Annotated in this window: 14 protein-coding genes; 10 read left to right on the top strand and 4 right to left on the bottom strand. The window is 69.3% G+C overall.

Annotation, left to right across the window (positions count from 1 at the left end):
• Positions 1-13: 13 nt before the first annotated feature.
• From PSPA7_RS22935 to PSPA7_RS22890, 10 genes are all read left to right on the top strand, one after another.
• Positions 14-1,840 carry a DUF2341 domain-containing protein gene (locus PSPA7_RS22935; protein ID WP_012077079.1) on the top strand — a complete coding sequence of 609 codons (1,827 nt, stop codon included), beginning with the start codon at positions 14-16 and terminating at the stop codon, positions 1,838-1,840.
• Positions 1,841-1,850: 10 nt separating this feature from the next.
• Positions 1,851-2,270: an ExbD/TolR family protein gene (locus PSPA7_RS22930; RefSeq protein WP_003085366.1), complete on the top strand. Its 420-nt coding sequence runs from the start codon at positions 1,851-1,853 to the stop codon at positions 2,268-2,270.
• 8 nt (positions 2,271-2,278) lie between these two features.
• Positions 2,279-3,025 (top strand): energy transducer TonB family protein, encoded by a 747-nt coding sequence (locus PSPA7_RS22925; protein ID WP_012077078.1) that lies wholly within the window; start codon positions 2,279-2,281, stop codon positions 3,023-3,025.
• A 67-nt stretch (positions 3,026-3,092) separates the two neighbouring features.
• On the top strand, positions 3,093-4,799 hold the full coding sequence (locus PSPA7_RS22920; protein ID WP_012077077.1) for a putative porin: 1,707 nt from the start codon (positions 3,093-3,095) through the stop codon (positions 4,797-4,799).
• 34 nt (positions 4,800-4,833) lie between these two features.
• The gene (locus PSPA7_RS22915; RefSeq protein ID WP_012077076.1) at positions 4,834-5,496 is read left to right on the top strand and encodes a hypothetical protein; all 663 of its coding nucleotides are present in this window, start codon (positions 4,834-4,836) and stop codon (positions 5,494-5,496) included.
• 28 nt (positions 5,497-5,524) lie between these two features.
• Positions 5,525-6,004, top strand: coding sequence for a YbjN domain-containing protein (locus PSPA7_RS22910; RefSeq protein ID WP_012077075.1), 480 nt, complete (start codon positions 5,525-5,527; stop codon positions 6,002-6,004).
• 4 nt (positions 6,005-6,008) lie between these two features.
• Positions 6,009-6,953, top strand: a complete 945-nt coding sequence (locus tag PSPA7_RS22905) for a peptidylprolyl isomerase (protein ID WP_012077074.1) — start codon at positions 6,009-6,011, stop codon at positions 6,951-6,953.
• On the top strand, positions 6,953-7,378 hold the full coding sequence (locus PSPA7_RS22900; protein ID WP_012077073.1) for a hypothetical protein: 426 nt from the start codon (positions 6,953-6,955) through the stop codon (positions 7,376-7,378). The genes PSPA7_RS22905 and PSPA7_RS22900 overlap by 1 nt, the downstream gene beginning before the upstream one ends.
• Before the next feature lie 9 nt (positions 7,379-7,387).
• Positions 7,388-8,374, top strand: a complete 987-nt coding sequence (locus PSPA7_RS22895) for a LysR family transcriptional regulator (protein WP_003157526.1) — start codon at positions 7,388-7,390, stop codon at positions 8,372-8,374.
• A 71-nt stretch (positions 8,375-8,445) separates the two neighbouring features.
• Entirely contained in the window at positions 8,446-9,111 is a 666-nt protein-coding gene (locus PSPA7_RS22890) for a helix-turn-helix transcriptional regulator (protein ID WP_003157527.1), read from the top strand.
• On the opposite strand, the gene PSPA7_RS22885 is transcribed toward PSPA7_RS22890, so the two are convergent.
• The 4 genes from PSPA7_RS22885 to PSPA7_RS22870 form a co-directional block, all read right to left on the bottom strand.
• Positions 9,094-10,011, bottom strand: a complete 918-nt coding sequence (locus PSPA7_RS22885; RefSeq protein ID WP_012077072.1) for a sterol desaturase family protein — start codon at positions 10,009-10,011, stop codon at positions 9,094-9,096. The genes PSPA7_RS22890 and PSPA7_RS22885 overlap by 18 nt on opposite strands.
• A 78-nt stretch (positions 10,012-10,089) precedes the next feature.
• Complete coding sequence (locus PSPA7_RS22880) at positions 10,090-11,406, bottom strand: MFS transporter (protein WP_012077071.1); 1,317 nt, start codon at positions 11,404-11,406, stop codon at positions 10,090-10,092.
• Between the two features lie 69 nt (positions 11,407-11,475).
• Entirely contained in the window at positions 11,476-12,870 is a 1,395-nt protein-coding gene (locus PSPA7_RS22875; RefSeq protein WP_012077070.1) for an amidase, read from the bottom strand.
• 126 nt (positions 12,871-12,996) lie between these two features.
• Positions 12,997-13,617, bottom strand: a complete 621-nt coding sequence (locus PSPA7_RS22870; protein ID WP_003148467.1) for a CatB-related O-acetyltransferase — start codon at positions 13,615-13,617, stop codon at positions 12,997-12,999.
• Positions 13,618-13,639: the final 22 nt, after the last annotated feature.

The raw sequence follows: 13,639 nt of genomic DNA, 5'->3' as shown, positions 1-13,639 counted from the left end.
GGAGTACCCACCCATGTATCGCTTATTGCTGACATCGCTGATCTGCCTGGGCCTGCTGGCCCCGGCCAGCGCCAGTGCCTGGTGGCAGGACGACTGGCAGTACCGCAAGCAGGTATCGGTCGATACCACCCCGCAAGGCGCGGCGATCAACGACAGTCTCGGTCGCCTGCCGCTGCTGGTGCGTCTGCATACCGGCAACTTCACCTTCGACGGGGTCAACGAGAACGGCTCGGACATCCGCTTCGTCGCCGCCGACGACAAGACCGTGCTGCACCACCAGGTGGAGAGCTTCGACCCGCTGATGGGCATGGCGCTGATCTGGGTCGACGTGCCGCGGGTGGAGGGGGGCCAGCGCCAGGATATCTGGATGTACTACGGCAACGCCAAGGCCCCGGAAAGCGGCAACGGCGCCGCGGTGTTCGACCCGGACTACACCCTGGTCTACCACTTCGACGGCGCGCCGGGCACTCCGCCACGCGACGCCACCGCCTATGCCAACAACGCGCAGAGCGCCGCCGGCAGCCCGGTGGAAGGCGTCATCGGTCGCTCCGCACAGCTGGTAGGCCAGCCGCTGCTGCTGCCGCCCAGCCCGTCGCTGGCGGTGAGCGCCGGCGGCAGCTTCAGCTTCAGCGGCTGGGTGCGTCCCGACCAACTGGCCGGCGAGCAGGTCCTGCTGGCGCGCCGCGAGGGCGGCCACTCGCTGCTGCTGGGCCTGGCCCAGGGCGCGCCCTTCGTCGAGCTGGACGGCCAGCGCAGCGCCGCCGGCCAGGCCCTGGTCCAGGGCCAGTGGCAGCACCTGGCCCTGGTCGCCGACGGCAGCCGCCTGGCGCTGTATCTCGGCGGCCGCGAAGTCGCCAGCCTGGCGGCGGCGCTACCGGCGTTCAGCGGCGCCATCGCCATCGGCGCGGAGCCCGCGCCAGCCACCGCGGCGGTCGCCGGCGAGGGCGAGGCGGCGCCGACCCTGCAACCCTTCCAGGGCGCGATCGACGAGCTGCGCCTGTCGAAGATCGCCCGTCCGGCGGCATTGCTCCTCGCCGACGCCACCGCCCAGGGCGCCGAGTCGCGCCTGGTGGCCTACGGGGTCGACGAGAAGCAGTCCGGCTTCGGCTTCGGCAAGCTTGGCTTCCTGCTCAACGCGGTGCCGCTGGACGCCTGGGTGATCATCGCGATCCTGGCGCTGATGATGGTCCAGTCGTGGGTGATCATGTACCGCAAGAACCAGAACGTCGGCCGCGTCAGTCGCGCCAACGGGCTGTTCCGCGAGCGCTTCGCCGAGGTCGGCACGCGTCTGGAACTGCTCGCCGACGACCGCGAGCTGGCCGCCCGCCTGCAACACTCCTCGCTGTGGCGCCTGTACCAGGTGGCGGTGAAGGAGATCCGCACGCGCCGCGAGCAGGGCGCCGACACTTCTTCCGTTTCCGCGGCCACCATCGAGGCGATCCGCGCCTCCATGGACGGCGTGCGCACCAAGGAGAACCAGCAGCTCGGCGCGCGCCTGTCGAGCCTGTCCAACGCCATCGCCGGCGGCCCCTACATCGGCCTGCTCGGCACCGTGCTGGGGATCATGGTGGTGTTCCTCGGCACCGCCATGGCCGGCGACGTCAACATCAACGCCATCGCCCCGGGCATGGCCGCCGCCCTGCTGGCCACGGCCATGGGCCTGTTCGTCGCGATCCCCGCGCTGTTCGGCTACAACCGCCTGGTCACGCGGAACAAGGAAGTCAGCGCGGACATGCGGGTGTTCGTCGACGAATTCGTTACCCGCCTCGCCGAGGTGCATGGCGAAAGCCAGCTCAGCGAAGTGGCCCATCGTCGCAACGGCCAGCCGTTGCCGGCCTGAGGAGAACGCCATGGCTTCCGTGAACAGCAGCCACGACGATGACGACGACGGTGCCGTCGACAGCATCAACATTACCCCGCTGGTGGATGTGCTGATGGTGGTGCTGGTGATGTTCATCCTCACCGCCACCGCCCAGGTCGCCGGGATCCAGATCAACCTGCCGAAGGCCAGTGCCACCGTGGCGCTGTCGCAGCCCAAGACCAAGGCGATCTCGGTGAACGACGCCGGCCAGGTGTTCCTCGACGCCTACCCGGTGACCCTGCCCGAGCTGGAAGACCGCCTGCGCACGGAGAAGGCCCTCAACCCCGACTTCCCGGTAGTGGTCCGCGGCGACGCCACGGTGCAGTACCAAAAGGTCATCGAGGTCCTCGACCTGCTGCGCCGCCTGGAGCTGTCCCAGGTCGGCCTGGTCACCGGCAAACCGACCTGAGGCCCGGGATGAACATGTCCGCCGATCCCAAGCACACCCCCGAGCCGAACAACGCCGCGCCGCTGTCCATCGACGGCCGCCCGGCGAACCCGACCCTGCGCTACCTCAAGTGGGGCATCGGCGCGCTGCTGCTCGCCGGCCTCGCCTGGCTGGTCTGGGAGTGGGCCAACGACATGAGCGGCGTGCGCCGCGAGGCGCCCAAGGTGCCGGCGATCATCCCGCTGCCGCCACCGCCTCCGCCGCCGCCGGAAAAACCGCCGGAGCCGGAACAGCCGGTGGAGGAGGAAAAGATCGTCGAGCCGGAGCCGCAGCCAGAGCTGGAGGAAGTCAAGCCGCAGGAGGAAGCGCCGCCGTCGCCGGCCGACGACCTGGCCGATCCGATGCAGATGGACGGCGATGCCCAGTCCGGTTCCGACGCTTTCAACATCGGCGCCGGCAAGGGCGGCGGGATGGCCGGTTCCGGCGGCGGTCGCGCCGGCAACGCCAGCTACAGCCAGTACCTGGCCTACGCCTTCCAGCGCCTGCTGCGGGACAACCCCGAGCTGCGCAACCTGGCGTTCCGCCTGCAGGCGGAGGTCTGGCTGAGTTCCTCGGGGGACATCACCCGGGTCGAGCTGACCCGCTCCAGCGGCGACCCCGAGACCGACCAGAAGGTGCTCGCCGCCCTGCGCGGCGCCGGCCGCCTGCAGGAGCGCCCGCCGGCCTCGCTGACCCTGCCGGTGCGCATCGCCCTGCAGGGCAAGCGGCCGGGATGAGAAGACGCCAACCCAGAACGATTTCCGGCAGGCGACTGCCTTGAAGGACCTTAGGAGCCGTACACAGATGAACGCGAAAATGAACCGACCGGCGCTGGCGATGGGCGTCATGCTCGCCGCGCTGGCCGGCCAGGCGCAGGCCCAGCCGCCGGCGCCCTCGGAGAATGCCACGATCAACCTGATCCGCCTGCTGGTGCAGCAGGGCGTGCTGAAGAAGGACCAGGCCGATGCGCTGGTCAGGCAGGCCGAGGCCGAGGCGCTGCAGGCCCAGCAGGCGCGCCAGGCCGTGGCGCCCGCGGCGGCCGTCGCCGCGGTCCCCGGGGAGGTCCGCGTGCCCTATATCCCGCAGGTGGTGCGCGACCAGATCCGCGACGAGGTGAAGGCCGAGGTGATGACCCAGGCCAAGGCGGAGAACTGGGCGCAGCCCAACGCCTTCCCGGACTGGGCCTCGCGCATCAGTTTCGACGGCGACGTGCGCCTGCGCTACGAGTCGCGCTCCTTCGGCAACGGCAACAGCAACCAGATCACCGACTTCGCCGAACTCAACGACGACGGCCCGTACGACGTCAACCCGAACACCAGCTCCGGCCTGCCGCCGTTGCTCAATACCCGCGAGGACCGCGACAGCCTGCTGCGCCTGCGCGCGCGTTTCGGCCTCAAGGCGGCGCTGTCGGAAAGCTGGAGCGCCGGGATCCGCATCGGTACCGGTTCGGACAACAACCCGGTATCGACCACCCAGACCCTCGGCGGCGGTTTCGGCAAGAAGGACCTCTGGCTCGACCAGGGCTACCTGACCTGGAAGCCCAGCGAGCGCCTGAGCCTGACCGGCGGACGGATCGCCAACCCGTTCCTGTCCACCGACCTGCTGTATTCCAGCGACCTCAACTTCGACGGCGTGGCGGCGATCTTCAACCAGCCGCTGGGCCGCGATGTCTCGCTGTTCGGCACGGTCGGTGCGTTCCCCGTGGAATACAGCTCGGACACCGCCTCGTCGAACGGCTTCGACAAGGAAGACAGCGACAACAAATGGCTCTACGGCGCGCAACTGGGCGCCACCTGGAAGATCAACCCGCGGCACAGCCTTACCGGCGCGCTGGCCTACTACCGCTTCGACGACATCGAAGGGCAACGCTCCAGCCCCTGCCGGCCCTGGGCCGGGCAGCCGGAGTGCGATACCGACGGCAGCCGTCCGACCTTCATGCAGAAGGGCAACACGGTGTTCCTCCTGCGCGACATCGTGCCCAACCCGGCCGATCCGGCGAACACGCCGAACCCGCAGTACGTCGGCCTCGCCTCGGAGTTCAACCTGCTCGACCTGAACCTGGGCTGGGACGCCGAGCTGCCCAACGATTTCAAGCTGCGGGTGGCCGGCAACTACGTGCACAACCTGGGTTACGACGAGGGCGACATGCGCAAGCGCGCCGGTGGTGTGGCGCAGATCGCCAACAACCTCGGCTCCGATGGCGACATCAAGAGCGGGGCGAATGCGTGGATGCTCCAGTTCACCCTGGGCAACGCCCTGGATATGCGCGAGGCCGGCGACTGGCAGGTGTTCGCCGCCTATAAGTACATCCAGCCGGACGCCCTGCCGGATGGCTTCAACGACTCCACCTTCCATCTCGGCGGGACCAACGCCAAGGGCTACATCCTCGGCGCCAGCTACGGCTTCGACAAGCGCGTCTACGGTACCGCGCGCTGGCTCAGTTCCGACGAAGTCTACGGCGCACCGTTCTCCATCGACGTCCTGCAGCTCGAGGTCAATACGCGCTTCTGAGCGCTCCCCGAGGCAGGCCATGAAGAGGCAGACCATGAACATGCGACCTTTCTCATTGCCGATCTGGGCCCAGGCGTTGCTCGCCGGGGCCGCCTTCGCCGCCTACGCCAGCCAGGCGGCCTATGCCGACAGCCTGGAGGAACGCCTGCGCGCCCAGTTGCGCAGCACCACCCAGCAGCTGCAGGCGCTGCAGACCGAGCAGGCCCAGGCCGCTGCGGCCAAGGCTGCGCTGGAAGGCCAGCGCGACGCGGCGCTGGCCCAGGTCAGGCAACTGACCGCCGAGCTGATCCGGGCCAAGGGCCAGGCCGAGCAGCTCTCGGCCCAGCAACAGGGCTTGCACGACCGGGCGCGGCAGATGGTCGAGGCGAGCAACGAGCAACTGGGCAAGTACAAGCAGGCCTACGACGAGTTGCTGGTCATGGCGCGAGCCAAGGAGGCCGAGCGGCAGAAGCTCGACCTGGCGTTCCGCGAGCATGACCGGCAGTTGCAGCAATGCACCGCGAAGAACCGGGAAATGTATGGCGTGGCCAAGGAGATCCTCGGCGCCTACGAGAACGTCAGCGTCGCCGAGGTGATGAAGATCCGCCAGCCGTTCGCCAGCGGTGCGCGGGTGAAATTCGAAGAGATGGCGCAGAAGCTCGGCGACGACCTCTACAAGACCCAGGTCGACGACCGCCAGGCGGCGCTGGCCCAGTGAACCTCCAGAGCAATCAAGGAATCCGTACATGAGCGATATCACCCTGATCGAACACCTTTCCATCGACAGCCTGACCGAAGCCCTGCAGGACGCCGGCTACCGGGTCAATCGCAGCGAACAGAACGGCGTGGTGCAACTGCTCAGCGCCAGCCAGGGGATCGGCTACGCGGTGCGCTTCGGCAATCCGGCGTCGGTGCCGGCGAGCTACCTCGACTTCACCTTCAGTTGCGCCCTGCGCGTGCAGGGCGAGCTGCCGGCCGGGCTGACCGAGCGCTGGAACCTCAGCCGGCGCTTCGGCCGCCTGTCGCAACAGGGCGAGTTCCTGGTGATGGAGATGGACGTGATCGTCGCCGGTGGCGTCAGCCCGGCCAACCTGCGCAGCCATGTCGAGCTGTGGGACCGCCTGCTGCAGGAGTTCCTCGCCTATCTGCGCGACTACAGCCGCCTGGCCGCCGAGCAACAGGGCGTGGCGCAGGAAGCCGCGCGGTCCGTCGATGGCGAGGCCTGAACCTATGCGGCCGGTTTACCGTTGCGGCGGCCTGGCGCTCGCGTTCGTCATCCTCGCCGGCTGCGGCCAGGACGGGAACGGCGGCGCGGGCCAGGCCCAGGCCGCGCTTGCCAAGCCACCTGCCAGCGGCGTCGCGGAGCCCGCGGTGGCGCGCCTCGGAGCCTTGCAGGTGGCGCCGGACGAGCTGAAGGCTCTGCTGGCCGAGGTACCGGCGCAAACCCGTGCGCAACTGGGCGAGAACCGCGACGCTCTGGAGCGCTGGATGCGTGCGCGGCTCGCCGAGAAGGCGCTCTACGAGCAGGCCAGCGCCCAGGATTGGCAACAGCGACCGGAAGTGAAGACGCTGATCGACGCGGCCACGCGACAGATCGTCCTGCGCACCTACCTGGAGTCGGTGAGCACGGTGCCCGAGGATTATCCCAGCGATGCCGATCTGCACGACGCCTACGAGGCGAACAAGGCGCAACTGGGGGTGCCGGCGCTGTACCGGGTCAGCCAGATCTTCATCGCCACCGCCACCGCTGGAGGCCCGGCCGAGGCGCGCAAGCGCGCCCAGGAACTCTACCGGCAGGCCGCCACCGGCGATTTCGCCGAGCTGGCGCGAAAGTATTCCGATGACCCGCAGACCGCGCGCAACGGCGGCGATATCGGTGGACTGCTGGCGCAGGCGCAGCTGCTGCCGGCGATCCGCCCGGCGCTGGAACGGCTCAAGGTGGGCGAAGTATCCGAACCGATCCAGGGCGGCAACGGCTTTCACCTGGTCAAGCTGACCGAGCGTCGCGACCCCCGCCTCGCCAGCCTCGACGAGGTCCGCGAACGCCTGCGCGCCAGCCTGCGCGCGCAACGCCAGGAGCAGATCGCCAAAGCCTACCTGGACGGTCTGGTGAACAACGCCACCCTGAGCATCGATGGCGCGCTGCTTGGCAAGACCCTGGCCGAGCTGCGTTGATGGAGCGCGCGCCGGAGACGGGTCGAGCGCCACGCGGTAGTCGCTGGCGGCACCTGCGTAGTTGGTTGTTCGGTGAACCCGAGCGGGTTCGCGACGAGCGCCAGCGGCTATGGATCGCCTATGCCGCCTGGCTCGGCGAGCAGGTACAGCAGCGTCTCGGCGAGGACGCCGAGGTCGCGCCACGGCTGCAAGCCTACCTGGAGTCGCGGCGCGCGGCGGGGCAATTGCCGAATACCGACATCGACCTGCAAGTCTGGCTCGACGCCAGCGGCTGGATCGTCGGCCTGGCCTGCCTGCGCGCCGATGCCGAACCGATCGACGCCGAACTGCGGCGGGCCCTGATGGATCGCTCGTTGCGTCTGCCGCCGCCGGACCACATGCCGCAGCCGATCGAGCTGCGGATCCGCCTCATGCCTGGACGCTAGCGAGGAAGCATGGCCCTATCGGAGTCCGCCGGGCAGCGCCCGGTACTGCTCAGGCCCGCGCAGGGACGCGACGACCGTGCCTACTGGCACGACTTGTTCGGCTCCCTGGAAGTGGTGCATTTCTTCCTGGTCACCGCCCGCTGCGGCTGCTTCATGCAGGCCGCGCGCAGCCTCGACGTCAAGCCGACGCTGTTGCGCAAGACCCTGGCCCGGCTCGAGGAGCGTCTCGGCCTGCACCTGTTCGTGCACGAGGGCAACGCCCTGTCGCTGACCCGCGAGGGCCGCCTGCTCCAGGCTGCGGGACAGCGCCTGGTCGAGGACAGCCACAGCCATGCCGATCTTCACCGGCAGCAGCCGCTGGTGCGCCTGGCGGTGGCCGAGAGCGTGCTGCACGACGTGCTCAGCCGCGAGCTGTGGGGCTACCTGCGCAAGAACGCCAACCTGCGCGTGGCGCTGGCCGAATTGCGCGAAGGCTGGCCGGGCAACGCCGGCCCGGCGGAGATCGCCATCTGGATCGCCGATCCGGACCAGCCGCATCCGATACTGGAAGGCCATGACGCGGCGCCGGCGCGTATCGCCGAGCTGGAGTACCAGCCGCACATCGGCAAGCGCTATTCGCGCGAGCGCACGCGGCCGGCCAGCGAAGACGAGCTGGACGACTACCTGCTGGCGCAGCTCCACGGCCACGCCGCCAGCGCCGCCCTGGCACCCTGGAACCGGCGGGTGGCGGCACGGCAGTCGGGAGTGATCGAGGTACAGAGCCACGATCTGTTGCTACAGGCGATCCTCTGGGGCGCCTGCATCGGCCTGCTGCCGCACTACGCCGGGCGCCTGGAACGCAACCTGGCGGCGTTGCCGCAGGTGTTCGACCAGCCGATGCGGCGCGAGGTCTGGCTGAGCGTGCAGTCGGAGGCGGCGAACCGCACCGAGGTCCGTGCCTTGCTCGATCTGATCGAGCATGCCTTCGACGACCGGCGCGACTGGTTCGGACGCTGACATTGCGGGCTTGACGGCCGCCGCCATAGCCGACACCGTTTCGCCACGGAACGGCTGACGGAAGACACGCGATGACGGAGCGGCATTGGCAGGGCGAGGTCTGGCTGGCGCGGGACCATGCGTTGTTCGCCGGGATCAACGGCGACACCCGCGAGCACGCGCACTATGCCCACCAGTTGCTGCTGGCGCAGACGCCGCTGCGGGTGCGCCTCGCCGGCCAGGTACTGGAGGCCCGGCGCTTGCTGGTGCCCTCGCTGCAAGCTCATCGCGTCGAAACGTCGCAGTCGTTGCTGGCGCTGTACGTCGAGCCGCTGGCATTCGACAGCGAAGTCCTGGGTCAGCTTCTCGAAGACGCTCCCGGCGAGCCCGAGGCGTTGCTGGGGCGGCTTGCGCGGCTGCCTCGTCGACGACTCGACCGTCGCGTCGAAAAGGCCCTGGAGGCGCTCGACGAGCAACTCGTGGCGCGGGTCGAGGCGGAAAGACTGGCGCGCAGCGCCAGTCTTTCGCTGAGCCAGCTGGAGCGGCTGTTCGCCGTCCAGGTCGGCCTGTCGGTGCGCCGCCTGGTGCTCTGGCGGCGCCTGTACCTGGCCTTCGCCCTGGCCCTGCAGGGGCGCAGCCTGACCGAGGCGGCCCATCACGCCGGCTTCGCCGATGCCGCGCATCTGTCGCGCAGCGTACGCAGCCTGCTCGGCATCCGCGCCGGCCTGTCGCTGCCGCACCTACGCCTGGCCGGTTGAACGCCCCAGTCCTTCCGGCGGCTGCGGGACGCACCTGCGGCGCGGCAGGTCGCGGAATGGCGCGAGCAACTGGCCGGTGTAGTCGCGGGGATAGTCGGGCTGGTCGCCGATGCCCATGTCGGCGCTGTCCAGGCGGTAGCCGGGACGATGGAGTGCGGTGCCGAGCAGGCGGTCCCAGACGCTGAAGAACAGCGCGAAGTTGACGTCGCCGGCGCGCCCGTAGCGGATGTGGTGCAGGCGATGCAGCGGTGCCCAGGCGAACACATGGCGCAACCCGCCGATGCGCATGTCGACGTTGCTGTGTTGCAGCAGCAACTGGATGCCGATGGCGAAGGCGAGCAGCGCGACGACCGTCTGCGGCACGCCGAGCAGCAACAGCGGCAGGGTGCCGCCGAGCGCTTCCAGGCCCAGGTGCAGGGGATGCTTCATCAGCCCGTTGAAACCGTACAGGCGCTGCACGCTATGGTGCACCGCGTGCAGCCGCCAGAGCAGCGCCGAACGGTGGCTGGCGTAGTGCACCAGGGTGATGCCGAGATCGGCGAGGACGATAGCCAGGAGCAGTTGCAGCCACAGCGGCCAGGCCTGCGGCCAGGCCTGCGGCCATACCGGCCAGAAGCCCAGGACTCCGGCCAGCAGTGGCAGGGCGAGGATGCCGAGTGCGTTCAGGCTTTCGTTGACCGACGCGTGCAGGACATCGCGCAGGCGGTCGGCGTGCGGCCGGTTCCAGCGTGGCTGGTAGGGCAGTCGTCGTTCGGCGAGAAAGGACAGGCCGAGCGCCACGAGGAACAGGGCGACCAGCCAGGCGTGGGAAGCCTGGCGATAGCCGACCTGCCAGACCGCCAGGCCGATGAAGCCGGACCAGAAGAGGGGAGCGTAGGCGTAGCGCAGGAAGAACTGCATGGTGGGACCTCCGGATGAATGAGGTCCCCAGCGTCGCTCGCGGCAGGCCGGCGGCGCTTGAACGAACCGCGCAAGTTCTCAGTCGCGCACCACCAGCGCCTCGTTTCGCATGTTTCCGCGACCCGGCCAGGTCTCGCGGGCCAGCCAGGCCCCGCCGAGACAGACCAGGTTGGCCAGCAGCAGGTAGCCCAGCGGCGACAGCGGATTGCCGGTGACGCCGATCAGCCAGGTCACCACGATCTGCGCGGTGCCGCCGAAGGCGGCGACGCCGATCGCGTAGACCAGGGAAAAACCGGTGGAGCGCAGCGCCCGCGGGAAGCTTTCCACCAGCAGTACGATCAGTGCCGCGCCGCTCATGCCATGCAGGGCCGAGAGCAGGGCGAGGACGGCGAGGAAGGTCGACGCCTCGGGATGGCGGGTCATTGCCTGTAGAGCCGGGAACAGCACCGCGAGCAACAGCAGGCGCGGCAGGATCAGCACGGCGCGGCGGCCGTAGCGGTCGCAGAGGATACCGCCGAGCAGCGCCGACAGCGCCAGGGCGGCGCCGGCCACCAGCGTCGAGAGCATCGCGATGCCCGCCGGCAGGTGCAGCTCGGTGAGGGCGAAGGTGGTCATGTAGTTGAGGAAGTACTGGGTGATGGTACTGCCGGAGAGGATCAGCAGGCCGAGCAGCAGGGCCCGCCGATGATTGCCGAACAACTCGCCGAGCAGGCTCCGGGTGCTGGCCTGGCGGCCGCGTCCGGAAAAGGTCTCGGCCAGGTTGAGGCGAATGTACAGGCCGATCGGCAGGACCAGCAGGCCGACCGCGAAGGGAATCCGCCAGCCCCACTGCTGCAGCTGCCGCTCGTCGAGCCAGAGGGTCAGCAGGTAGCCCATCAGCCCGGCGGCGACCGCCGCGATACCTTGCGCCACCACTTGCCAGCAGGCGTAGGTGCCGCGCTTGTGCGGCGGCGCCGCTTCGAGGATGTAGGTGGTCGCCGGGCCGGCTTCGCCGCCCCAGGCCAGGCCCTGCAGCAGGCGGGTCAGCACCAGCAGCAGCGGCGCAGCGAGGCCGATGCTGTCGTAGCCGGGCAGCACGGCTATGCCGCCGGTGCCCAGCGCCATCAGCAGCAGGGTCAGGAGCATCGCCGGCTTGCGCCCGGCGCGGTCGGCGTAGGCGCCGATGAGAATCGCGCCGAGGGGACGGATGACGAAGCCGACGGCGAACGCGGTGACCGACAGCAGCAGGCTGACGAAGGCACTGTCGGAAGGGAAGAAGGTCTGCCCGATCATCACCGCGAAGGTCGCGTAGACCCCGAAGTCGAAGAATTCCACGGCGTTGCCGAGCACCACGGCGAAGACGCTGCGGCGGCTGGCTGGTTCGGCGGCCGCCGGGGTTGTGGTGGGGGAGTGCATGGCGAGGCCCTCTCGCAGTGACGACGAAAACACTCGGGCCTGGCGCCGAGCAGCGACCGGCAGCCGGTTTCAGTCCGCCGGCGGCCGTGGCCAGGCGCGGATCGGACCGCGCCAGCCTTCGTAGGTCTTGCCGACGCGCAACAGCCAGGTATCGGTGAAGCGCGGCGCGACCAGTTGCAGGCCGATCGGCATGCCGGCGGCCGTGAAGCCGCAGTTTATCGAGAGAGCGGGTTGTTCGCCCATATTCCAGGGCACGGTGAAGACAATGTGCTCGAACGGCCGGTGCGGGTCGTTCAGCGGCGAGGCCCAGTCGGCGGGAAAGGCGCCGACCTGGTTGGTCGGCGTCAGCAGCAGGTCGATCTCGCCGAACAGGCTGGCCGCGCGCCGGCGCATCTCGAAGGTCTGGTTGAAGCCACGTACCGCGTCGACCCCGCTGACCCGCGCGCCGCCCTCGGCCCAGGCATGTATGTAGGGCAGCACCCTGGCCCGGCGGGTTTCGTCCAGACGCAGCAGTTCGCTCCACAGGCGGGCGCGCCAGAAGTCGTCGAGGCCGTCCAGCAGGGCGCGGTCCATCAGCGGCTCGACGACGCGGACCCGCGCGCCCTGTTCCTCGAACAGCCGTGCCGCGGCCTCGACCGCCGCGCGGATCTCCGCGTCCGGTTGCAGGCCGCAGCCGGGGTCGAGCTGCAGGCCGATCTCGAGATCGCGAACCGAGACCGGCTCGGCGCTCCAATCCAGCGTTTGTGGCGGCAGGCTGGTGGCGTCGCGGGCGTCGGGCTGCGCCAGGTGGCGCATCAGCAGCAGGCAGTCGTCCATGCCACGAGTCATGGGGCCGGCGCAGCGGCCGGTGTAGTAGGGGTCGATGGGAATCCGCCCAAGGCTCGGCTTGAAGCCCACCAGACCGCACCAGCCGGCCGGCAGGCGCACCGAGCCGCCGATGTCGGTGCCCAGGTGCAGCGGCCCGTAGCCGGCTGCCGCGGCGGCAGCGGCGCCGGAGCTGGAGCCGCCGGTGTTGTTGGCCAGGTTCCAGGGGTTGCGGGTGATCCCGTGGAAACTGGAGATACCCGAGGAAAGCATGCCGAAGTCCGGTACCGTGGTCTTGGCCAGGACGATTGCCCCGGCCTCGCGCAGTCGCGCCGCCGGTGGCGCGTCGCGGGGCTCGGGCTGAGCGGCGGTGGCGGCGCTGCCCTGCGGGATCGGCTCGCCGGCGGTGGCGATCAGTTCCTTGATGGTCACCGGCAGTCCGTCCAGCGGGCCCCGCGGTTGCCCTTTGCGCCAGCGCTCGGTGGCCGCCGCGGCCTGTTCGCGGACGCGTTGCGGGTCGAAGCGGTACAGGGCGTTGAGGTGCGGTTCCCAGCGCTGGATGTGCTCCAGCAGATGCTCGTAGTACTCGCTCGGCGACAATTCCCGGCGGGCGAACAGGGCCAGCAGGCGGGCTCCCTCGATATCGTGCAGCGCGCTCATTCAGACTCCCCCGAAGACCGGCCGCGGACGAGGCGCGACCGGCGTGCCCGGAGCCGGGCACGGATTCGAAACATGACGTATCGGGGAGGTATAGCCCATCGCCGGCGATTGTTCCGCCGACGCGGCTCAGCCGTTGCGTTGCTCGATGTAGCGCAGGAAGGCCGGCATGTCGGTGCTGCAGAGGGTCCTGGCGACCCGCTTCACCTCGTCCACGGGCCAGTCCCACCAGGCCGAGGCCAGCAGGGCCTCGCGGACGTCTTCCTCGAAGCGCCAGCGGATCTGCCGGGCCGGGTTGCCGCCGACGATGGCGAACGGTGGCACGTCGCGGGTCACCACCGCGCCGGCGGCGACCACCGCGCCATGGCCGATGGTGACGCCGGAGAGGATCAGCGCGTTGGTGCAGATCCAGCAGTCGCTGCCGATGATCACGTCGCCCCGGGTGGTGGTGCTGTCGGGGATGTCGGCGACCTCGTCGATCATCTTCGGGAAGGGATAGGTGGTGAGCCAGTCGGTGTGATGCTCGCCGCCGAGAAGAATCTTCACGCCGGCTGCGATCGAGGTGTAGGCGCCGATCCGGAGGGTGGACTTGTCGCCAAACTCGGTGACTTCGGGGATCCCATAGGTGCCCACGCCGACCTCGTAGCCGGGATAGGCGAGGCGGATCTTCTCGGGCGCCTTGAAGATCTTTTCCCAGCCACGGAAGTATTTACGCTCTTTGCGTTTTTTCAGTTTTTCCAGGAATCTCATTGGTTTACCTTGCCACCCTGGC

The sequence above is a fragment of the Pseudomonas paraeruginosa PA7 genome (genome assembly GCF_000017205.1).
Taxonomy (GTDB): domain Bacteria; phylum Pseudomonadota; class Gammaproteobacteria; order Pseudomonadales; family Pseudomonadaceae; genus Pseudomonas; species Pseudomonas paraeruginosa.
The sequence above is the reverse complement of the archived record's forward strand: the minus strand, read 5'-3'. Positions and strand labels throughout refer to the sequence as shown.